Origin of the sequence: Phytohabitans aurantiacus, from assembly GCF_027923225.1 — a bacterium.
Lineage (GTDB): Bacteria > Actinomycetota > Actinomycetes > Mycobacteriales > Micromonosporaceae > Phytohabitans > Phytohabitans aurantiacus.
In genome coordinates this window covers 57,834-78,285 of sequence record NZ_BSDI01000075.1, presented here as the reverse complement: position 1 = coordinate 78,285, position 20,452 = coordinate 57,834, and the positions used below count along the sequence as shown (strand labels likewise).

General features: G+C 71.4%; 20 protein-coding genes. 8 read left to right on the top strand and 12 right to left on the bottom strand.

Annotated elements, in window-relative coordinates:
* Window position 1: 1 nt before the first annotated feature.
* On the bottom strand, window positions 2–901 hold the full coding sequence (ctaC, locus tag QMG73_RS41670; protein ID WP_456107263.1) for an aa3-type cytochrome oxidase subunit II: 900 nt from the start codon (window positions 899–901) through the stop codon (window positions 2–4).
* Between the two features lie 88 nt (window positions 902–989).
* On the opposite strand from ctaC, the gene QMG73_RS41665 reads away from it, so the two are divergent.
* Together QMG73_RS41665 and QMG73_RS41660 are read left to right on the top strand one after the other, a co-directional pair.
* Window positions 990–2,084 carry a cysteine desulfurase family protein gene (locus QMG73_RS41665; RefSeq protein WP_281905007.1) on the top strand — a complete coding sequence of 365 codons (1,095 nt, stop codon included), beginning with the start codon at window positions 990–992 and terminating at the stop codon, window positions 2,082–2,084.
* A complete protein-coding gene (locus QMG73_RS41660; RefSeq protein WP_281905005.1) occupies window positions 2,081–2,302 on the top strand; it encodes a sulfurtransferase TusA family protein in 222 nt (73 codons plus the stop codon). The genes QMG73_RS41665 and QMG73_RS41660 overlap by 4 nt, the downstream gene beginning before the upstream one ends.
* 68 nt (window positions 2,303–2,370) lie before the next feature.
* Here the strand turns inward: QMG73_RS41660 and QMG73_RS41655 are convergent, their stop codons facing one another.
* From QMG73_RS41655 to QMG73_RS41640, 4 genes are all read right to left on the bottom strand, one after another.
* Window positions 2,371–3,348 carry a carbohydrate kinase family protein gene (locus QMG73_RS41655; protein ID WP_281905003.1) on the bottom strand — a complete coding sequence of 326 codons (978 nt, stop codon included), beginning with the start codon at window positions 3,346–3,348 and terminating at the stop codon, window positions 2,371–2,373.
* A 101-nt stretch (window positions 3,349–3,449) separates the two neighbouring features.
* Window positions 3,450–3,818: an iron-sulfur cluster insertion protein ErpA gene (gene erpA / locus QMG73_RS41650; protein WP_265253599.1), complete on the bottom strand. Its 369-nt coding sequence runs from the start codon at window positions 3,816–3,818 to the stop codon at window positions 3,450–3,452.
* A gap of 37 nt (window positions 3,819–3,855) precedes the next feature.
* Window positions 3,856–4,257 carry a MarR family winged helix-turn-helix transcriptional regulator gene (locus QMG73_RS41645; RefSeq protein ID WP_281905000.1) on the bottom strand — a complete coding sequence of 134 codons (402 nt, stop codon included), beginning with the start codon at window positions 4,255–4,257 and terminating at the stop codon, window positions 3,856–3,858.
* A gap of 39 nt (window positions 4,258–4,296) precedes the next feature.
* Window positions 4,297–5,421 (bottom strand): glycerate kinase family protein, encoded by a 1,125-nt coding sequence (locus tag QMG73_RS41640; RefSeq protein ID WP_281904997.1) that lies wholly within the window; start codon window positions 5,419–5,421, stop codon window positions 4,297–4,299.
* A 60-nt stretch (window positions 5,422–5,481) separates the two neighbouring features.
* Here QMG73_RS41640 and nadA point away from each other — a divergent pair, with 60 nt between their 5' ends.
* The 3 genes from nadA (at window position 5,482) to QMG73_RS41625 (ending at window position 9,110) form a co-directional block, all read left to right on the top strand.
* Window positions 5,482–6,651, top strand: a complete 1,170-nt coding sequence (nadA, locus tag QMG73_RS41635) for a quinolinate synthase NadA (protein WP_281904995.1) — start codon at window positions 5,482–5,484, stop codon at window positions 6,649–6,651.
* 134 nt (window positions 6,652–6,785) lie between these two features.
* Window positions 6,786–8,129, top strand: coding sequence for a UDP-N-acetylglucosamine 1-carboxyvinyltransferase (gene murA / locus QMG73_RS41630; protein ID WP_281904992.1), 1,344 nt, complete (start codon window positions 6,786–6,788; stop codon window positions 8,127–8,129).
* Between the two features lie 357 nt (window positions 8,130–8,486).
* Window positions 8,487–9,110 carry a DUF3043 domain-containing protein gene (locus QMG73_RS41625; protein ID WP_281904990.1) on the top strand — a complete coding sequence of 208 codons (624 nt, stop codon included), beginning with the start codon at window positions 8,487–8,489 and terminating at the stop codon, window positions 9,108–9,110.
* A 546-nt stretch (window positions 9,111–9,656) separates the two neighbouring features.
* Here QMG73_RS41625 and QMG73_RS41620 read toward each other — a convergent pair.
* On the bottom strand, window positions 9,657–9,965 hold the full coding sequence (locus QMG73_RS41620) for an AzlD domain-containing protein (protein WP_281904988.1): 309 nt from the start codon (window positions 9,963–9,965) through the stop codon (window positions 9,657–9,659).
* On the bottom strand, window positions 9,965–10,636 hold the full coding sequence (locus QMG73_RS41615) for an AzlC family ABC transporter permease (protein ID WP_281904987.1): 672 nt from the start codon (window positions 10,634–10,636) through the stop codon (window positions 9,965–9,967). The genes QMG73_RS41620 and QMG73_RS41615 overlap by 1 nt, the downstream gene beginning before the upstream one ends.
* A 54-nt stretch (window positions 10,637–10,690) precedes the next feature.
* On the opposite strand from QMG73_RS41615, the gene QMG73_RS41610 reads away from it, so the two are divergent.
* Complete coding sequence (locus tag QMG73_RS41610; protein WP_281904984.1) at window positions 10,691–11,251, top strand: helix-turn-helix domain-containing protein; 561 nt, start codon at window positions 10,691–10,693, stop codon at window positions 11,249–11,251.
* Here QMG73_RS41610 and QMG73_RS41605 read toward each other — a convergent pair.
* The 3 genes from QMG73_RS41605 to QMG73_RS41595 are packed head-to-tail and all read right to left on the bottom strand — an operon-like array spanning window position 11,232 to window position 13,649.
* Complete coding sequence (locus QMG73_RS41605; RefSeq protein ID WP_281904982.1) at window positions 11,232–12,182, bottom strand: ABC transporter ATP-binding protein; 951 nt, start codon at window positions 12,180–12,182, stop codon at window positions 11,232–11,234. The genes QMG73_RS41610 and QMG73_RS41605 overlap by 20 nt on opposite strands.
* Window positions 12,179–12,982 carry an ABC transporter permease gene (locus QMG73_RS41600; RefSeq protein ID WP_281904980.1) on the bottom strand — a complete coding sequence of 268 codons (804 nt, stop codon included), beginning with the start codon at window positions 12,980–12,982 and terminating at the stop codon, window positions 12,179–12,181. The genes QMG73_RS41605 and QMG73_RS41600 overlap by 4 nt, the downstream gene beginning before the upstream one ends.
* Window positions 12,975–13,649, bottom strand: coding sequence for an ABC transporter permease (locus QMG73_RS41595; protein ID WP_281904978.1), 675 nt, complete (start codon window positions 13,647–13,649; stop codon window positions 12,975–12,977). The genes QMG73_RS41600 and QMG73_RS41595 overlap by 8 nt, the downstream gene beginning before the upstream one ends.
* 348 nt (window positions 13,650–13,997) lie before the next feature.
* Between QMG73_RS41595 and QMG73_RS41590 the strand changes: the two genes are divergently transcribed.
* On the top strand, window positions 13,998–18,332 hold the full coding sequence (locus QMG73_RS41590) for a WG repeat-containing protein (protein WP_281904976.1): 4,335 nt from the start codon (window positions 13,998–14,000) through the stop codon (window positions 18,330–18,332).
* 21 nt (window positions 18,333–18,353) lie between these two features.
* Window positions 18,354–19,352, top strand: coding sequence for an aldo/keto reductase family protein (locus tag QMG73_RS41585; RefSeq protein WP_281904973.1), 999 nt, complete (start codon window positions 18,354–18,356; stop codon window positions 19,350–19,352).
* 76 nt (window positions 19,353–19,428) lie between these two features.
* Here the strand turns inward: QMG73_RS41585 and QMG73_RS41580 are convergent, their stop codons facing one another.
* Both QMG73_RS41580 and QMG73_RS41575 read right to left on the bottom strand, forming a co-directional pair.
* Window positions 19,429–20,217 (bottom strand): site-2 protease family protein, encoded by a 789-nt coding sequence (locus QMG73_RS41580; RefSeq protein ID WP_281904971.1) that lies wholly within the window; start codon window positions 20,215–20,217, stop codon window positions 19,429–19,431.
* Window positions 20,214–20,414, bottom strand: coding sequence for a hypothetical protein (locus QMG73_RS41575; RefSeq protein ID WP_281904969.1), 201 nt, complete (start codon window positions 20,412–20,414; stop codon window positions 20,214–20,216). Before QMG73_RS41575 ends, QMG73_RS41580 begins: the two co-directional genes overlap by 4 nt.
* Window positions 20,415–20,452 lie beyond the last annotated feature (38 nt).

Sequence of the window (20,452 nt, the reverse complement as noted above, 5' to 3'; positions counted from 1 at the left end):
GTCACTCTCCGGACCCGGGATTGAAGTTCGAGACGTTCCGCTTGGTCGGGAACGGCTTCGTCGTGGTCGCCAACGGCTCCTCACCGATCTGGGTGAGCGCCTCCTGGGTCGTCGCGCCGTCCTGCTTCGCCTCGATGAACTGGTCGAACTTCTCCGGCGAGACCACGCGCAGCTCGAAGTTCATCATCGAGTGGTAGGTGCCGCACAGCTCGGCGCACCGGCCGACGTACGCGCCCTCCTGGTCGATGCTCGACACCTCGAACTGGTTGCGGATGCTCCCCGGGAACACGTCGCGCTTGAACAGCAACTCTGGCACCCAGAACGAGTGGATGACGTCCTTGCTGGTCTCCTCGAAGAGGACCCGCTTGCCGGTGGGCAGCACCAACACGGGGATCACGTCGCTGGAGCCCAGCGTGGAGGTGATCGTGTTGGCGTCGGTGCCGATGCCGTCGCGGTAGTTGAACTGCCAGTTCCACTTGAAACCGACGACCTCGACGATCACGTCCGGGTTCTTCGAGGTGCGGTCCACATCGGTCTGGACGATCGCCGTGTAGTAGAAGAGCACCGACACGACCAGGATCGGAGCGATCGTGTAGAGGAACTCCATCGGCATGTTGTAGCGGGTCTGCACCGGCAGCTCGTCGCCGCGCTTGCGGTACCGCACGATGCACCAGAAGATCAGACCCCAGACGAAGACGCCGACCACGAGGGCGGCGATCACCGACCCGATCCACAGGTCGTACATCCTGTTCGACTGCGGCGTGAGGCCATTCTCCGGCCAGCCAAAACCCTTGAAGGCGCTGCCGACGTCGCAGCCGCCCAGCAAGGTCATCAGCGCCGCGGCGCCGGCCCCGAGCCCGGCGAGCCTCGCAAGTCGAGCCCGCGTACCCCTAGCGACCACCTGGTTCAGCCTCCCTAGCGTCACCGACCGTCGCGAGATTACTCGACCATGCGGGCCGGACCTGCCGTGGGGTGGGTAGCGTCGGCTCGTGACCTACTTCGACGCGGCCGCGGCCGCGCCGCTACACCCGGTCGCGCGCCAGGCGCTGCTCGCCGCGCTCGACGACGGCTGGGCTGATCCCGGCAAGCTCTATTCGCAGGCCCGCCGCGCACGCCAGCTTCTCGACGCGGCGCGAGCCACGACCGCCGAGATTCTTCGAGTACGCCCAGACGAGTTGACCTTCACTAGTGGCGGGACGGAGGCGGCACAGTCGGCCGTCCGGGGTGGCCTGTCAGGGCGGCGACGCGCCGGTGACCGCCTCGTGCACTCCGCGATCGAGCACTCGGCGGTCCTCTACGCGGCCGGAAGCGCGGGTGTCGAGGTGCCCGTGGACCGCCAGGGCAGGCTCGACCTCGACGCCTGGCGGGAGGCGGTCAAGAGCCCCGGTGTGGCGCTGGCCGCCCTGATCAGCGCCAGCCACGAGGTGGGCACCGTGCAGCCGGTCGCCGAGGCGGCGCAGGCGTGTGCCGCCGCGGGCGTACCCCTCTATGTCGACGCCGCGCAGTCGGTGGGACGCGTCCCAGTACCCGATGGGTGGTCGCTGCTGACGGCGAGTGCCCGGAAATGGGGTGGTCCGGCGGGCGTGGGGCTGCTCGTCGTCCGGAAGGGCGTGCGCTGGCCGCCGGGGCACGAGGACACCGGCCGTGATCTTCCGGCCATCGTCGCGGCCGCGGCCGCGCTGCGGGCGGTGAGCGGCGAGCAGGCCGCGGAGGCGGCACGGCTGGCGCCGCTGGTCGACCGGATCCGGCGGGTGGTCGCCGCGACCGTGCCGGACGTCGAGGTGGTCGGCGACCCGGACGACCGGCTGCCGCACCTGGTGACGTTCTCCTGCCTGTACGTGGACGGCGAGGCGCTGCTGCACGCGCTCGACCGGCGCGGGTTCGCGGTGTCGTCGGGGTCGTCGTGCACGTCGTCGACCCTGCGCCCGAGTCACGTACTGGAGGCGATGGGTGTGCTGTCGCACGGCAACGTGCGGGTCTCGCTGCACCGCGAGACCACCGAGGCCGACGTGGACCGCTTCCTGTCGGAACTGCCGGACGTGGTGGCTACTCTCCGCGCCGAGGCCGGAGTGACCGACCTATGACCGTGATCGACTGTCTCGGGCAGCGGTGTCCGTTGCCGGTGATCGCGCTGGCCAAGCGGCTGCCCGGCGTGCCCGTCGGCGAGGTGGTGCGGGTGCTGGCCGACGATCCGGCGGCCGCCAACGACATACCCGCGTGGTGCCGGATGCGGGGCCACGAGTACGTGGGCAGGATCACGACGGACGGCGCCCCCGCCTACGACGTCCGCCGCACCCACTAACCGTGATCAGGGCGTCCCTGAAGTCGCTCTAACGACTTGAGGGACGCCCTGATCACGAAAGGGAACTGTTAGGCGCTGATGTGAGGGCGGACTTCCTCCGCCGCCTGGTCGCCGTACGAGTCGGCGACGCGCTTGAGGAACGCGTCACCGCGCACCTCGTACTCCTGCGGGCCCACCGTCTCCAGCACGAGCGCCGCCAGCACCGAGCCGACCTGGGCGGACCGCTCCAGGCTCAGCCCCCACGACAAGCCGGCGAAGAAGCCGCTGCGGAACCCGTCGCCGACACCGGTCGGGTCGACGAGCTGCACGTCGCGCGCCACCGGTACGTGGATGCGGTCGAGGCCCTTGCCCGTGATCTCGACGCCGTCCTTGCCCAGCGTGGTGATCCGCACCTTGACCCGGTCGAGCACCTCGGCCTCGCTGAGCCCGGACTTGCTCGACAGCAGCGACTTCTCGTACTCGTTGGTGAGCAGGTACTCCGCGCCCTCGATGAGCTTCGTCACGTCGCCGCCGTCCATGCGGGCGAGCTGCTGCGACGGGTCGGCCGCGAACGCGTATCCGCGGCTGCGGCACTCTTCGGAGTGGCGGATCATGGCGTCGGGGTCGTTGGCGCTGACCAGTACCAGGTCAAGGCCCCCGACGCGCTCGGCGACCGGCTCCAGCTCGATGTTGCGAGCCTCGCTCATGGCCCCCGCGTAGAACGACGCGATCTGGCACATGTCGAGGTCGGTGGTGCAGACGAAGCGCGCCGTGTGCGCGACCTCGCTGACGTACACCGAGTCGCAGTCGACGCCGTGCCGCTCCAGCCAGGACCGGTAGTCGGCGAAGTCGGCGCCCACCGCGCCGAGCAGCACCGGGTGCAGGCCGAGCTGACCCATCCCGAAGGCGATGTTGGCCGCGATGCCACCGCGGCGTACGACGAGGTCGTCGACCAGGAAGGACAGCGAGACCTTGTCGAGCTGGTCGGCGAGCAACTGCTCGGCGAACCGGCCGGGGAAGTGCATCAAATGGTCGGTAGCGATCGAGCCAGTTACGGCGATCTTCATGTCGGCCCTCGGGATCGGGTATAGGACAAGTGCGCGGCCAGCCTAGACAAAGCGGGACCGCCCGTACAGGCGGTCCCGCTTTTCCGTCAGACTGTTCCGAATTAGTGGAACGAGTCGCCGCACGCGCACGAACCCTGCGCGTTGGGGTTGTCGATGGTGAAGCCCTGCGCGTCGATCCGGTCCGCGAAGTCGATCGTCGCGCCGGACAGGTACGGAGCGCTCATGCGGTCGACGACGACGCCGACACCGTCGAAGTCGGTCACCACGTCGCCGTCGAGCGAGCGCTCGTCGAAGAACAGCTGGTAGCGCAGGCCGGAACAGCCGCCGGGCTGCACCGCCACACGCAGCCGCAGGTCGTCGCGGCCTTCCTGCTCGATAAGGGCCTTGACCTTCTGCGCCGCGACGTCGGTGAGGACGACGGTCGTAGCGGCCTTGGCCTCGGTCGACTCGGACTGCGCTGAAGTCGTCACGGGATATCTCCTCTTACTTTGGGTATCAATGCCAACGCTAGCCCTCGACCGGCCGATTCCCAACCAGACTCTCGGAGAGCACGGCCCGCTGTGTGGGGCGCGCCTCTTCCTGCCGGCGCCGCCCTTCATCCGTGAGAGTGACAAAGACGCCGCGACGGTCTGCCTCGCAGAGCGCCCGGCAGACGAGGCCGTCACGCTCCAGCCGAGCGACCGCCCGCGACAGGGCGCTCTGGCTGAGGTGCACCAGCTCGGCCAGCTCCTGCATGCGGAGTTTTGCCTGGTCAGCGCCGGCTAGGCGATCGATGACCTCGAACTCGCTCATGCCGATCCCGTGCCGGTCCTGAAGCTCGCGCTCCAGCGCGCAGGAGGTGTCGTGGTAGCGCTGCGCGAGCGCTCGCCACTCGATCACCAACCGCAGGTCGTCCGACACGCCGCCCATCCTAGCAGATGCGCATGCATTAAATGCGTGTGCAGGTTGTTACCGCGACCCTCCCACTGGCGACCACTGCGTCGCCAGGTGGGCGGCCAGGTCTCGCAGGGCCTCCGCGGGCTCGGCCATCGCCTTGTCGAGGCCGACCCGGTCCACCAGGGCGTACGCGTCGGTGACGCCCGCCGCGGCGGCTTCGCGGCGGCCCGCGCTCACCTGGCCGGCCAGTACCAGGCACGGCAAGCCACGATCGCGGGCGCCGGCGGCCACCCCGGCAACCACCTTGCCGCGCAGCGACTGGTGGTCGAACGAGCCCTCCCCCGTGATCACCAGATCGGCCTCGTCCAGGGCGGCGTCGAGCCCGATGAGGTTCGTCACCATCGTGATGCCCGACTCGCAGCGGCCGCCGAGCGCGAGGATCGCCGCGCCCAGCCCGCCAGCCGCACCCGCCCCCGGCAGACCCGCCAGGTTGGGCGGGCACGTCGATAGCTCCTTCTCCAGCACCGACGCCCACCGGGTCAGCGCGCCGTCGAGCAGCAGTACGTCTTCGCGGGACGCGCCCTTCTGCGGACCGTACACATTGGATGCGCCGTGCAGCCCGGTCAGCGGGTTGTCGACGTCGGTCGCCGCGACCAGGGCGGCGCCACGCAAGCGCGGGTCACCCTCCAACCCGGCAACGGCGGTCAACGCGGCACCGCCGTACGGCAGCGCGTATCCGGTCTCGTCCAGCGGCGCGGCGCTGAGCGCGGCGTACATGCCCGCGCCACCGTCGTTGGTCGCCGACCCGCCCAGCCCGATCACGATCCGCCGCGCGCCCGCCTCGACGGCGTGCGCCAGCAGCACCCCTAGCCCGTACGACGTGGCGCCCAGCGGGTCGCGCTCACTTTTCGAGAGGAGATGCAGGCCACACGCCTGCGCGCTCTCCACGTACGCCGTGTCGCCGTCCAGCAGCACCGAGCCGGCGACAGGGCGGCCCAGCGGATCCACCGTCGGTACCGGAATCGAGGTACCCAGCGACGCCAGTACATCCAGAAAACCTGGACCGCCGTCGGAGAGCGGACGCTCGACGGTCTCGTCTTTGGCCGCCGCGGAGCGCCAACCCGCCGCGATGGCCTCGGCCACCGCGGGCGCCGCGAGGGTACCGGCGTACTTGTCAGGGCAGATCAGCACTCGCATGTTTCCGGAGTGTGACATGCCACAGTCCCGGAGTTGGCGATGGGGCGCATCATGGATGGCGTGACTTCGACCTGGGTTGAGCCGTCAGGCACCGGTGCCGCACTCCTGCTGCTCGGACGGGGCAGCGACCCTTCTGCCGAACGCGGCGTCGAGTGCCCCGGCGAGCTGCCCTCCCCCAGCGACCCCGACCTGGTCGAGCGGGCCACCCGCGCCAAGGCCGCCCTCGGCGACCGGCTCTTCATCCTCGGGCACCACTACCAGCGCGACGAGGTCATCCAGTTCGCCGATGTGACGGGCGACTCGTTCAAGCTGGCCCGCGAGGCGGCCGCCCGCCCAGAAGCGGAGTACATCGTCTTCTGCGGCGTGCACTTCATGGCCGAGAGCGCCGACATCCTCACCTCCGACGCGCAGAAGGTCGTCCTTCCCGACCTCGGCGCCGGCTGCTCGATGGCCGACATGGCCGCGCTGCCGCAGGTGGAGGCCGCCTGGGAGCTGCTCGAAGACGCGGGCGTCGCCAGCTCGACCGTCCCGGTCACCTACATGAACTCCTCGGCCGACATCAAGGGCTTCGTCGGCCGCAACCACGGCGTGGTCTGCACATCGTCCAACGCCAAGCGGGCGCTGACCTGGGCGTTCGAGCGCGGGCAGCGGGTGCTCTTCCTGCCCGACCAGCACCTCGGGCGCAACACCGCCATCCTGGAGATGGGGATCGACGCCGACGACTGCGTGCTGTACGACCCGCACAAGCCGGGCGGCGGCCTCACCGAGAAGCAGCTGCGCGAGGCCAAGATGATCCTCTGGCGGGGGCACTGCTCGGTGCACGGGCGGTTCACCAAGAGCTGCGTCGACGAGGTGCGGCTACGGGTGCCTGGTGTCAACGTGCTCGTCCACCCGGAATGCCGCTACGACGTGGTCACGTCGGCCGACTACGTCGGCTCGACCGAATACATCATCAAGACCCTCGACGCGGCGCCCGCCGGGTCGGCGTGGGCCATCGGCACGGAGCTCAATCTGGTACGCCGGCTGGCGCACGCCCATCCGGACAAGCAGATCATGTTCCTCGACCGGAACGTCTGCTACTGCTCCACCATGAACCGGATCGACCTGCCCCACCTCGTCTGGGCCCTGGAAGAGCTGGCCGCCGGGCGACTCGTGAACCAGATCACCGTCGATGCCGACACGGCGCGTCACGCCCGCGTCGCACTCGACCAGATGCTCGCCCTTCCGTAACGCTCGGTCATCAGGGAAACACGGAAGATTCCGTGTTTCCCGGTTTCGCGCCATCCTGCGCGCCGCGCGACTCCGTACTAAAGTCACTGAGCGCTATGCTGCCCGGGTCCTGAGCCAATCGCAGGAGGTTTACGTTGACGAACGACGTCCTGACCGTGCACGGTGGCACGCCACTGCACGGACAGATCCGGGTACGCGGCGCGAAGAACCTCGTCTCCAAGGCGATGGTGGCAGCGTTGCTCGGCGACGAGCCGAGCCGGCTGTTCGACGTGCCCCGCATCCGCGACGTCGAGGTGGTCCGCGGGCTCCTGGAGCTGCACGGCGTCAAGGTGACCGACGGCGTCGAAGACGGTGAGCTGGTCTTCGACCCCGCCAACGTCGAGAGCGCCAGCACCGACGAGATCAACGTGCACGCCGGCTCCAGCCGCATCCCGATCCTCCTGTGCGGCCCGCTGCTCCACCGGCTGGGCCACGCCTTCATCCCCGACCTGGGCGGCTGCCACATCGGGCCGCGGCCGATCGACTTTCACATCCAGGCGCTGCGCGAGTTCGGCGCGATGGTCGACAAGGCGCCCGACGGCATGCACCTGACCGCGCCCAACGGCCTGCACGGCACCAAGCTGGAGCTGCCGTACCCGAGCGTCGGCGCCACCGAGCAGGTACTGCTGACCGCGGTCATGGCCGACGGCGTCACCGAGCTGCGCAACGCCGCGGTCGAGCCCGAGATCATCGACCTGATCTGCGTCCTGCAGAAGATGGGCGCGATCATCAAGGTGCACACCGACCGGGTCATCGAGATCCAGGGCGTGCCCCGCCTCGGCGGCTACACCCACCGGCCCATCCCCGACCGCATCGAGGCCGCCAGCTGGGCAGCCGCCGCGCTGGCCACCGGTGGCGACATCGAGGTGCTGGGCGCCGAGCAGGTCGACATGATGACGTTCCTGAACGTCTTCCGCTCGGTCGGCGGCGCGTACGAGGTCACCGATGCCCGCCCGCGTGCCGGCCAGGAGGGCAAAATCCGGTTCTGGCACCCGGGTGGCGAGCTGCGGGCCGTGGCGATCGAAACCGACGTGCACCCCGGCTTCATGACCGACTGGCAGCAGCCGCTCGTCGTGGCGCTCACCCAGGCGCGGGGCCTGTCGATCGTGCACGAGACCGTGTACGAGCAGCGCCTCGGCTACACCGACGCGCTCAACACGATGGGCGCGACGATCCAGGTCTATCGCGACTGCCTCGGCGGCACCCCGTGCCGGTTCGGCCGCCGCAACTTCAAGCACTCCGCGGTGATCGCCGGCCCCAGCAAGCTGCACGCGGCCGACCTCGTGATCCCCGACCTGCGCGCCGGCTTCAGCCACTTGATCGCCGCACTGGCCGCCGAGGGCACCTCCCGGGTGTACGGCGTCGACTTGATCAACCGCGGCTACGAAGACTTCGAAGCCAAGCTGGCCGCCCTAGGCGCCCACGCCGAACGCGGCTAACCCCCACCTCGCGCGCCAGCGCGCCCTCGCGCCCTGCCCGCGCGCCAGCGCGCCCTGCCCGCGCGGCCGCGCCCTGCCCGCGCGCCAGCACGCTCTGCCCGCGCGCCTGCGGGCCGCCCGCGCGCCCCCGCGGCACTGCCCGCGCGCCAGCGCGCTCTGCCCGCCGATCAAGGGCGAACGCACGTGGTTCGATCTCAAAACCGCGTGCATTCGCCCTTGATCGTTGCGATTTTCCTTGATCGATGGCTGGGCTGAGCCCGTCGCACGCGGGGCCGTGCGGACCGTCCGCCTTGGCGGGGGTGGCGCTCGCGCGGGCGGGCGCGGCGAGCCGTGCTGGCACCCGCTACCCTTTGCAACGTGCCGTCGCTGTTTCGCCGCAAGTCCGCTGACGTCGTCGACGAGGTCGAGGAGACCCCCGACGAGGTCGATGAAGCCGCGCGCCCGAGGGGGTACACGCCGAGTAAGAAGGATCTCGGCGTCACCACGCCCAAGCGCGCCACCAATCGCCGGCGCGCGGTCGAAGCGGCGCCCGCCAACCGGCGCGAGGCGTACAAGCGGTCCCGGGAGCGGCAACGTGCCGAGCGGGCCGAGGCGATGGCCGGTATGCGGGCGGGCGACGAGAAGTACCTGCTGGCCCGCGATCGAGGGCCTGAGCGCTCGCTGGTCCGCGACATCGTCGACTCGCGACGCACGGTGGGTACGTGGTTCTTCGGCGGCGCGCTGGTCGTACTGATCGGCTCGTCCGCGGCGATGCCCGACCCCGTGCGACTGATCTCCAACCTGCTGTGGGGCGCACTGGCGCTCGGCGTCGTGGTCGACTCGATCCTCATCTCGCGCAAGGTGGGCAAGCTCATTCGGGCACGCTTCCCGAAGACGACGCAGCGGATGGGCTCGCTGTACCTGTACGCGATCATGCGCTCCATCACGTTCCGCCGCATGCGCATGCCGAAGCCAAAGGTGACGATCGGCACCGCGGTCTAGCGCCAACACAGGCCAGAACCGCTCGCGATCCCCATTTCGGTGCGCCGCTGCGGGTGCGGGCTGCGTAGTGGGCCGGGATGGCCCGGACGCGCCCAGACCCGATACAGCAATATCGGGGAAATTGCCCCCTCCGGCCGCGTGTGAGGGGACATGTTCGGGGATTTTGTGCGGACGGCAGGGTTCCGGCCACGCGCTGACGGCGGGCCGGCGACCGCCAAGCGCAGGTGGCCAAGCGCGAGCCGCCAAGCGAGGGCCGATACGCGCGGGCTGGGGCTGCCGGCCGGCGATGCCGACGCCAACCGTCGTCGATCAAGGGCATTCGCATCGATCATGGCCGAATGCACGCGGTTTGGCGATCGAACCACGTGCATTTGCCCTTGATCGGCGCGGTGAGCGCGCGCCCGGTCCGCGCGGTGAGCGCCCGGTCCGCGCGGTGAGCGCCCGGTCCGCGCGGTGAGCGCCCGGTCCGCGCGGTGAGCGCCCGGTCCGCGCGGTGAGCGAGCGATCGGCGTTGAGGCGCGGGGACCTGGGCGCTGGTGGGTGGTGTTAGGGGATGCCGGCTAGGCGGAGGAGGGCGGCTGTTGCTGCCGCTGCTACCACTACCGCGATGAAGGGCGCCTTTAGCCAGGCTAGGACGGCGCCTACCGCGACACCCACCGGTCGGGCGATGCCGGCGAAGGCGCCGCTGTCGGTTAGAGCCGCAGTGCCTGCCAAAGCTGCCAGGAGTGCTGCCGCCGCCATGGGCAGCAGCCGGCGCAGCGGCTCGGGTAGGTCGAGGCGGTCGCGGAGGACCACGCCAGCCAGGCGGAAGGCGTACGTGCCCACCGCCAGCGCCACGATCACCGCTATCAGCATCAGCGCCGCCCCGCCACGGGGAGGCGCCGCCAGGCCAGGAGGAGGCCGCTGAGGGCGAGCAGTACGGGCAGGCCTGCCGGTAGGAACGGGGTGGCCAGTACGGCGACCAGGGCGCCGCTGAGCGCGACGTGCCGGGTGTCGCGGTCGCGTAGTGAGGGCAGCAGGAGCGCGATCATGCCCGCGGGGAAGGCGGCGTCGAGGCCGAGCGCGTCGGTGTCGCCTACTGAGCCGCCGAGCAGGATGCCGAGTACCGTGCCGGTCTGCCAGGCGACGAAGAGGGTGACGCCGGTCGACCAGTACGCGCGCTGGCGAACGGGGCCGGCGGGCAGTGCCATGGCGAAGGCGACCGACTCGTCCACCAGCAGGTGGCTGCCGACCAGCCGGCGCCACCAGCCCTGGCCGATCGCGTCAGCGATCGCCAGGCCGAACGGCAGGTGGCGGGCGTTGAGCAAGAGTCCGGCGAAGACGGCCGCGAACGGGTTTCCGACCGTTATCAGGCCGACGGCCATGAACTGGGATCCGCCCGCGAAGACGAGCACGGACATCGCGACGACCGCCCACGCGGGGAGCCCCGAGGCGACCGCGATCGCGCCGAACGACGCGCCGACGGCGACCACGGCCACGCCCAGCGCGCCGATATCGCGGGTCAGCGTTCGCTCTGCCGTACGCATAGTCCACAATAATGAACACCACACGAGTGTTCGTCAAATCGAACGGAAGGCAGTATGCAGCGAACAGCACCCCCGATCGCGCACATCGCCGCCGCCCTGCGCCGGGAACGCGAGCGGGCCGGCGTCTCCCTGACAGAGTTGGCCCGGCGCGCGGGCGTGGCCAAGTCGACGCTCTCGCAGCTGGAGAGCGGCACCGGCAACCCCAGCGTGGAGACGCTCTGGTCGCTGGCGGTGGCGCTGGGCGTACCGTTCAGCCGCCTCGTCGAGCCTCCCACGCCGGCGGTACGCGTGGTGCGGGCCGGCGAGGGCGCCCGGATCCCGTCGGAGCAGGCCGACTTCGCCGGCATCCTGCTGTCGGCCGGCTCCCTGCACGCCCGCCGTGACCTCTACCTCATGGAGATGGAGCCGGGCGCCGAACGGCACGCCGAGGCTCACATCCCGGGCAGCGTCGAGCACCTGGTCGTGGCCAGGGGACGGCTGCGTACCGGCCCGGCCGACGACCCGGTCGATCTCGAACCCGGCGACTACATCGCCTTCGCCGGCGACCAGCCCCACGTGTACGGCGCGCTCGAACCGGGCACCCTCGCCGTCCTCGTCATGGAGCATCCTCGGTAGCCGTCTTGTAGAGGCGCGCCACGACGTCTTCGATGTCGGGCTCGAGGATGGCGATGTCGCGCAGGCCGGGCAGCCCGCCGAGGCGCGCGACCACAGCCGCCGCGGAACCGTCCACCTCGAAGACCAGCCGGCGCCCGTCGGCCTCCACTGTCGCGTCACCGAACGACGCCACCGGCTCGTCGAGGTCGACCACCACCCGCCGCCGCGACCCGTACCGCGCGTGCAGCGCGTCGATCGTGCCGTCGTGCACGACGCGACCGTGGTCGATCACCACGAGCCGCTTGCACAGCCGCTCGATGTCGGCGAGGTCGTGCGTGGTCAGTACGAGGGTGGTGTCGCCGCGCTCGCCCACCTCGGTCAGGAACGACCGGACCGCCTGCTTGCTCACCACGTCGAGCCCGATGGTCGGCTCGTCGAGGAAGAGCACCTCCGGCCCGTGCAGCAGCGCGGCGGTCAGCTCGCCGCGCATCCGCTGGCCGAGGGAGAGTTGCCGCACCGGGATCTCGAGGAACTCGTCGAGGTCGAGGAGGGAGCGGCAGCGGCGCAGCCGGCTCGCATGGTCATCCGCCGGGACGCGGAAGATGTGCCGCAACAGGTCGAACGAGTCGCGCAACGGCAGGTCCCACCACAACTGCGACCGCTGGCCGAAGACCACGCCGATCCGGCGCGCCAGCTTCGTCCGCTGCGGCACCGGCGTGTACCCGCACACCCGCACCTCGCCACCGGACGGCATCAGGACGCCGGTCATCATCTTCAGCGTCGTGGACTTGCCGGCACCGTTCGGACCGATGTAGCCCAGCATCTCGCCGCGCTCCACAGTCAGGTCCACCCCGTCGACCGCGCGCACCACGCGTTTCTCACGGCGCAGCCGCGAACGCTTGACCCGTACCGTGAACTCCTTGCGCAGCCCGCGCGCCTCGATCACACTCATGACCCCGTACTCCGGTAGTGCCGGACGCCCACCCGCCACACCGCGGCGGCCGCCGCCGCGACGATGACCGAGACGCCCGGCGCGGCATATCCCACCCAGCCCGGCAGGCCCAGCGGGTCGGTCCTGCCGAGCAGTGCCAGCGCCGGGTAGTAGGCGACAAAACCGAAGCCCAGCCCGTACGCGAACACGCGCCGAAACCATCCACTGTAGATATTGATCGGGTACGTGGTGAACTCCCGGCCGCCATAGGTGAAGGCGTTACCGAACTCCCCCGACTCGATCCACCAGAACGCCACCGAGGCGGTCGCCACGAAGATGGACGCGAAGAACAGCACGCCGCCGAGGACCGCGTACACCAGGAGCGCGACCCGCGCCACCGTCCAGTCGATGTCGACTGACGCCAGCGCCACACCCAGTACAGTCGCGCCGAAAACCGACCGCGCGGCCTTGCGGATGGGAATGTCCATCAGCACGAGCTGCGGCAGCACGCCGAGCGGCCGCACGAGTACCGCGTCCAGCCGGCCCGTGTTCACGTACAGCTTGACCCGCTCGATGTTGCCGACCGTCAGGTCGGCGGCGGCGAACGCGAGCGCCGTCAGCCCGACCATCACCATCGCCTCGCGAAGCGTAAACCCGCCCAGCGCCTTGGTGACCCGAAACAGCACCAGCACGGTGAGCACGTCGAGCACCGTGGCGATCACGTTGGTGCCGACGTCGATGGCGAACGAGACCCGGTACGAGGCTTGGGCGCTGACCTGGCCACGCAGCAGGGCCAGGTACGGGCGCGGCCGGTCAGCCACCCTGGATCACCAGCCGGCGCTCGGCGCGGCGCTGCACCATCACGCACGCCGTCAGGAGCAGTCCGGCCCACATCACCTGGAGCGCGACAAGGCCACCCCGCAGTGCGGGCGCGTCACGTTCGACCAGGACGTCGAGCGGCGTCTGCAGCATGCCGGGAAATGGCGTGGCGACCCACAGGGCGACCATCAACGGTTCGGGCAGGAAACGCAGTGGGAAGAACAACCCGCCCAGCACGCCGGAGCCGATCATCCACGCGATCATCGGGCCGCGGATGTCGGTGAGCCAGTACGCGACCGAGTTGACGAGGAACCGGCAGGCGAAACAGAGCAGGACGGCCAGCCCCGTCGAGAGGACGAAGAGCGGTGCGGTGAACCACTGTCGTGGCAGGTACACGTCGAAGAACAGCAGGCCGGTGAGCACGGGCGGCACGAACCTGGTGAGTACCGCGTGCCCGGCCCGCCCGACGTCAGCGGCGAGGTACATGGTTATGGGGTGCACCGGTCGCAGCAGATCGCTGGCGACGTCACCGGTGCGTATCCGGTCGGCGAGTTCGGTCGAGCCCCACAACGCCACGACGGCGAGCAGTCCCTGTCCGGTCCACACAAAGGTGACAAGCTGCTTCTGGCTGTACCCGCCGGCGAGACCGGTCGCGGTGCCGGCCGCCACGGCCAGCAGTACGTAGGTGCGTAGGAAACCGAATACGGTGTTGGTGAAGGCGCCGGCTACCGTCGCCTGGCGATAGGTAGAGTAGCGACGAAAGCCTGATCCGGTTATGGCGGCAAATGTCCGGAAGGCAGGGACGATGTTTCGATGTGCGGACGGTGGCGTAGTGGCGTTCACCGAGCCCACGCCGATACCCTCCTTTCCGCGACCACGCTGCACCCGAGCCGGGTGACTCTACCCGGCACACGGGGCTGCCCAGCGACACATTTTCGATGAGGTGACATCGGCGGTGAGCGAAGCGACCACTAGCTCAGTGCCGCGCGACGCCATCGAGGTGCCCGGGGCCGCGGCGTGAGCGAGGACTACATCGACTACCGGCGCGGACGCGGCGAACCGTCGTGGGTCGACGAGCCCACCGACGAGTGGGAGCCGATCTTCCCTGGTCAGAAGTACCCCGGCGACACCGGCGCACAGCAGGGCAAGCCCGCCAACGCGCGCGGTTCCGGTGCCGCTGGCCGAGCCGGCGTGTACCCGGCGAGCGCCCGCCCAGCCCAGCAGCCCGCGCCGAAGGTCGTCTCGACCGACGGGCGCGGCACCCCCATTGCCCCGCCGACCGGCGGCGGTGGGATCCGATGGTCGCCGCCGCCCGCTCCCGGCCGCCGCCCCGGCCCGGCCCGGCCCGACTCCGCTCAGCCCGCTGCCGCCCGCGCCGACGCGGGGCGTCCCGACGACGGACGTGGCGGCGCGGACCTGATGGACGGCCCGACGCGGCCTATCCCACCCGGTCTGCCGCCGCCACCCGACTCCAGCGACGGCCCGCCGCGCCCCGCCTCCCCGGGGCGCCGCCCCGGTCCGCGCAGCGCGCCCTCCCCCGACCCTCGTCGCCCTCGCGGGCCCGTCGACGGAGGCCCCCGCGACGCACGCCCATCCGACGGCCGCGCTGGCGACGGCCGGCCGACCGATGGACGCGGTGGCGACGGCCGGCCGGCCGACGGACGCGGTGGCGACGGCCGGCCGGCCGACGGACGCGGTGGCGACGGCCGGCCGGCCGACGGACGCGGTGGCGACGGCCGGCCGGCCGACGCTCGCCCGGCGGCCTCGCAGGGCCGTCCGAGCTGGGACGACCGCCAGGGCTGGGACGAACGGCAGGGTTGGGACGAACGGCAGGGTTGGGACGACCCCCAGGGCCGCGACGTACGGCCGGGCTGGGACGACCGGCAAGGGCAGGCCGGCCGCCAAGGCCGGGACGAGCGCCAGGGCTGGGACCGCCAAGGCCGGGACGACCGGCAAGGGCAGGGCGGCCGCCCGGTACGGGACGGCCGGCCGGACTGGGACGACCGGCCCGCCGCGCGCGAACGCCCATCGTGGGATGACCGCCCCGACGGCCGCGGACGGCCGAACTGGGACGACCGAGTTGGTGGGACCGAGCGGCCGGGCTGGACCGACCGGCCTGGCGGCCCTGAACGGCCGGGCTGGGACGATCGAGCCGGCGGACCCGAACGGCCGGGCTGGGACGATCGAGCCGGCGGACCCGAACGGCCGAACTGGGATGACCGCCGCCCAGCGGCGCGGCCGGGACGGGACGACCGGCCGGCGTGGGACGACCGCGCGGCCGGACGCGAGCGACCGGGCTGGGACGACCGGCAGAGCGCCGGCGGCGGTAGGCCAGGGTGGGACGACCGGCCCGCACCCGACCAGGCCGCCCGGGGCAGCCAGGCAGCGCGTGCCGAGCGGCCCGACGCGGGCGAGTGGAGGCCGAGCGGGCCGGGCTGGGACGCGCCCCCCAGACCGAGCAGGGACGACCGCGCGACCGCCGAGCGGCCCGGCTGGGACGACCAGGCAGCACGCGCGACCGGCAGGGACGACCGCGTCGGGACGAGCGAGCGGCAGATCCGGGACGACCAGCAGGCGCCTGCCATGGGCAGGAGCGACCGGGCGGGGATCGGTGAGCCGCCGAGCCGGGGCGACCAGGCGGCGCGCGGGCCAGATCGTGCGCCGGCCGGCGAGCGGCCGGGTTGGGACGACCGGCGGGCACGCCCGGCCGATACCGCCCGACAGGCCGACGCGGCCCGCGCCGCAGAGGCCGCGCGCGTCTCCGAAGCCGCGCGCACGTCCGAAGCGGCCCGCGCGGCGGAAGCCGCACGCGTATCCGAAGCCGCCCGCGCCGCAGAAGCCGCACGCATGACCGAGTCGACCCGAGCCGAGTCGACCCGAGCCGATGCGGGCCGCGTAGCGGAGTCGGCCCGCGCCGCCCAAGCCGCGCGGGCGGCTGAGGCGCCGCTGGAGCCGCCGAGCCCGCTGCGCTGGGAGCCGCCGGACCGGGTCCGTCCCGCCGCGGAACGTGACGCGAGCGGCCGCCCGGCATCGGGTGTACCGCCGGGCCCTGGCGGCCGTCCCACCGAGCCAGGCGTCGACGCGCCGGACGGCGGCGACCGGCCGGAGCGCGACGGTGCCGCCGCCGAGGCGGGCCGTCCGCCCGAGCTCAGTCTGGGCGCGCGCCTGCGCGGCGCCGACCTGGATGCCGGCCCGGAGCTGGGTTCGGCGGCGCCGGATCGCGGTCCGTCGCGCGCCGACGGATGGTTCAGCGCCGCGCCGGTCTCCCCCGCGCCACCCGTTTCGGGCGTCCCGGCCGGCGGGACCGCCGAAGCGCCCGTGTCCGGGGCACGCGCCGGCGGACCGGACGACCGGCAAACCAGCGACACCGCAACCGCCGCCAGGCCGAACGCCGGCGGACCGGACGACCACGACACCGCAACCACCGCCAGGACGCGCGCCGGCGGACCAGCCGACCGCGACACCTCAACCACCGCCAGGACGCGCGCCAGCGGACCAGCCGACCGCGACACAGACCGGGCGACCGGCGGAAGGCCGAACGCCGGCGGAGCCGACCGCGACACAGACCAGCAAACCGACACGGCAACCGCTGGCGGACCGGCCGACCGCGACGCCGGCATGCCATCCGCTGGCCGGTCGGTGGAGCGCGGTGCCGATGGCGGCGAGCCGGCCGACGGCGACATCGGCCGGGCGGCGAGCCGGGGGCCGGGGGATGACGGCCCTACCCGGCCCCTGGACGGTGCGGCGGGCGGGTCCGGAGACGGGGACGCGGACGAGAGGTCGTCGCTCGCAGAAGGGCTGTCGCAGATCGAAGAGCCGCTGCTCACCGACGAATCGCCCGCGCCGGTGTCGGCGCCACCGGACGGCGAGCCACGGGTCGCCGCGAGCCCCGACACCGTACTGCCCGCACCGGCCGGCCCGGCCGCGGGCGCGGCCACGGCACTGCGCGCGCCGACCATGCTCGCGCCGCTGGTGCGTCCGGACTCCGACGAGCCGACCAAGCCGCCCGCGGCCACCGCCCCCGCCGAACCCGCGGCGCCGGACCCGGAGCAGCTCCTGTCGGCGTACGAGTGGCGCTTCCACCACGAGACGCTGCGCGAGCTGGTGGAGAACCCCGACGATCTGCGTGAGATCCGCGACCGCCTGACCGAGAAGGTGGAGGCGGCCACCGACAACCGGGCACGCGCCCGCCTGCTCAGCCTCCGGGCCGTGGTGTCGCGCATCCTCGGCGACCTCGGCAAGGCGCTCAGCGACGCCAAGATGGCGCTCACCCACGCCGAGGCGACCGGCGAGCTGCGGCGGATCGCCATCGCGCAGGCCCGGCTCGCGCACGTGTTGCAGTGGCGCGGCGACTTCGCCGAGGCCGACCGACTCTTCGCCGAGGCCAACTCGTCCGAGTTGCCCGACCGGCTGCGCGCCACGATGCACGAGCACGCCGGCCGGTCCTGCTACGACCAGGGCCGGTACATGGAGGCCTGCAACCACTTCGAGCGCGCGCTCGAGCTGCGCAAGGTCGAAGACCCGGACCTCATCGCGCGTACCGAGCTGGCGCTGGACGCCGTCTTCAACAAGGTGGCCCAGAACGGCTGGGGCCCGTACCCGCGCAACACCGACGAGATCCTGCAGATCCGCCGGCCCCCGACGCCCAAGTTCAGCGACCGCAAGCAGAAGTGGGGCTTCGCGACGGCCGACGACAAGGACGAGGTGTTCGTGGTGCCGCCGGAGTACGCGGACGTGCAGCCGTTCCGCGACGGGGTGGCCTGGGTACGCCGGCCCGAGCAGCAGACCTGGGAGCTCATCAACGACTCGGGTGAGTTGTTGATCACACCGTCGGCCGGTTACCTGGGCGTCGGCTCGTACTCGGACGGGCTTGCCTGGGTGTCGCGCGACGGCACCAGCGGCTGGATCGCCATCGACAAGGGCGGTCGCATCATCATTCCGGCTGGCTTCGACGACGTGCGGCCGTTCCGGCGGGGCATCGCGGCGGTACGCAAGGGCGGCTGGGGCGCTGTCGACAAGAGCGGGCGGGTGGTGCTGCCGACCCGGTTCTCCGGGTTCGCGACCGCGCTCACCGACGGCCGGTACGTCGACGGCTTCACCGACGAGGGCCTGGCCATCGTGGACGGCGGCGGGCGCAAGGGCGTGGTCGACCGCGCCGGCCGCATGATCGTGCCGCCGGTACACCCGGCCGTGGTGATCCACCCGGTGGCGTTCCTCATCGGCAACGGCACCGGCCAGTGGGGCGCCATCGACCGCCGGGGTGAGGCGCTCATCGACGTCGTGCACCCGAGCCGCGCGGATGTGATGGACGAGATAGACCGGCTCCTCGCTGACACGAAACCGGTTCTCTAGCGATGCCATAGGGTCGGAACCATGGAGTTCCGACACCTTGGCCGGTCCGGCCTCATGGTCAGCGAGATCTCGTACGGCAACTGGATCACCCACGGCTCGCAGGTCGAAGAGGACGCCGCGGTCGCCTGTGTCCGCGCCGCCCTCGACGAAGGCATCACCACCTTCGACACGGCCGACGTGTACGCGGGGACCCGCGCCGAGTCCGTGCTCGGCCGCGCCCTCAAGGGTGAGCGCCGGGAGGGGCTGGAGATCTTCACGAAGGTCTACTGGCCCACCGGCCCCGGCCCGAACGACCGCAGCCTGTCCCGCAAGCACATCATGGAATCGATCAACGGGTCGCTCCAGCGGCTGCAGACCGACTACGTCGACCTGTACCAGGCGCACCGGTTCGACGTCAGCACGCCCCTGGACGAGACGATGGAGGCGTTCGCCGACGTCGTGCACTCCGGCAAGGCGCACTACATCGGCGTATCGGAGTGGACCGCCCCGCAGATCCGTGAGGCGCACGCGCTCGCCAAGGAGCTGAAGATCCGGCTCATCTCCAACCAGCCGCAGTACTCGATGCTCTGGCGGGTCATCGAGGCCGAGGTCGTGCCGGCGAGCGAGGAGCTGGGGCTCGGCCAGATCGTGTGGTCGCCGATCGCGCAGGGCGTACTCACCGGCAAGTACGTGCCGGGGCAGGCGCCGCCCGCCGGCTCCCGCGCGACCGACGAGAAGTCCGGCGCCGGCTTCATCGCCCGCTTCATGCGCGACGACGTGCTGTCTGCCGTGCAGCGTCTCAAGCCGGTCGCCGAGCAGACGGGGCTCACCATGGCCCAGCTCGCGGTCGCCTGGGTCCTGCAGAACCCGAACGTGTCGTCGGCGATCGTCGGCGCGACCCGGCCGGAGCAGGTGCGCGACAACGTCAAGGCCGCGGGCGTCAAGCTCGACCAGGGCGTGCTGAAGGCGATCGACGAGATCCTCGACCCGGTCGTCGAGCGCGACCCGGGCAAGACCGAGAGCCCCTCCAGGCGCCCGTAGCACCCCCACTGCGTGATCAGGGCGTCCCTGAAGTCGCTATGGCGACTTGAGGGACGCCCTGATCACGAAGAAAGCACTAGCTCCAGAAGCGGATCAGGTCCAGGCCGATGTCGTACAGCCAGAACGGCAGGCCGAGCAGGTCGCCCAGCCACTCGACGGCGCCGAAGAACCAGCCGTTGATCCGCGGCTGCCACAGCAGGGCGAAGAGCAGGATGAACCCGTACGGCGCCATCAGGTCGTAGCCGCGCTTCCACTGCGGCGGCAGCCACGGCTGGATCACGTTGCCGCCGTCGAGGCCGGGCACCGGCATGAGGTTGAGCAGGCTGGCGGTGAGCTGGAGGAACGCCAGCAACGCCACGCCCGCCCAGAACTCCTCGTGCGCGGCGACGTCGACGCCCACCGCGAACGGGATGACCAGCAGCACGGTGAAGATCACATTGGTCGCCGGGCCGGCGAGGCTGACCAGGCTGTGCTTCCAACGTCCCGGGATCTGGTGCCGGTCGACCCACACGGCGCCGCCGGGCAGGCCGATGCCGCCCAGCAGGACCACCACGATCGGCAGCACGATCGACAGCAGCGGGTGGCTGTACTTGAGCGGGTTGAGCCGCAGGTAGCCCCGGTGCGCCACGCCCACGTCGCCAGCCCGGAACGCGATGATCGCGTGCGCGTACTCGTGCAGGCAGAGTGACACGAGCCACCCCGAGACCACGAAGAGGAAGACGTCGAACCGGACGTTGCCGAACTCGGCCCACGCCATCCACCCGCTGGTGACGAACAGCGCGACCAGGCACAGGAAGACCCCGCTCGGCCGGAACGCGTCCTTCGGTATCCCGATGACCAGATTTCGGCCGTGCTCAGTGCTCATTCGGCCCCCGGCAGCAGGCTCATCCGGTACTCCACCCGATCGTCCTCCACCAAACTCACCGACGTCACGCCGGCCGACGCCAGCTCACGCCAGGTCTGGCCGATCCAGGACTCGGCGTCGGCCTGGCTACCGAATTGCTCGGCAGGACCAGATACCGCCCGACCGTCCGTGCCCTCGTACCGCCAGCTCCACGGCATACTTGCCCCTCCCACCACACCAGGCGTGCAACCCCCGC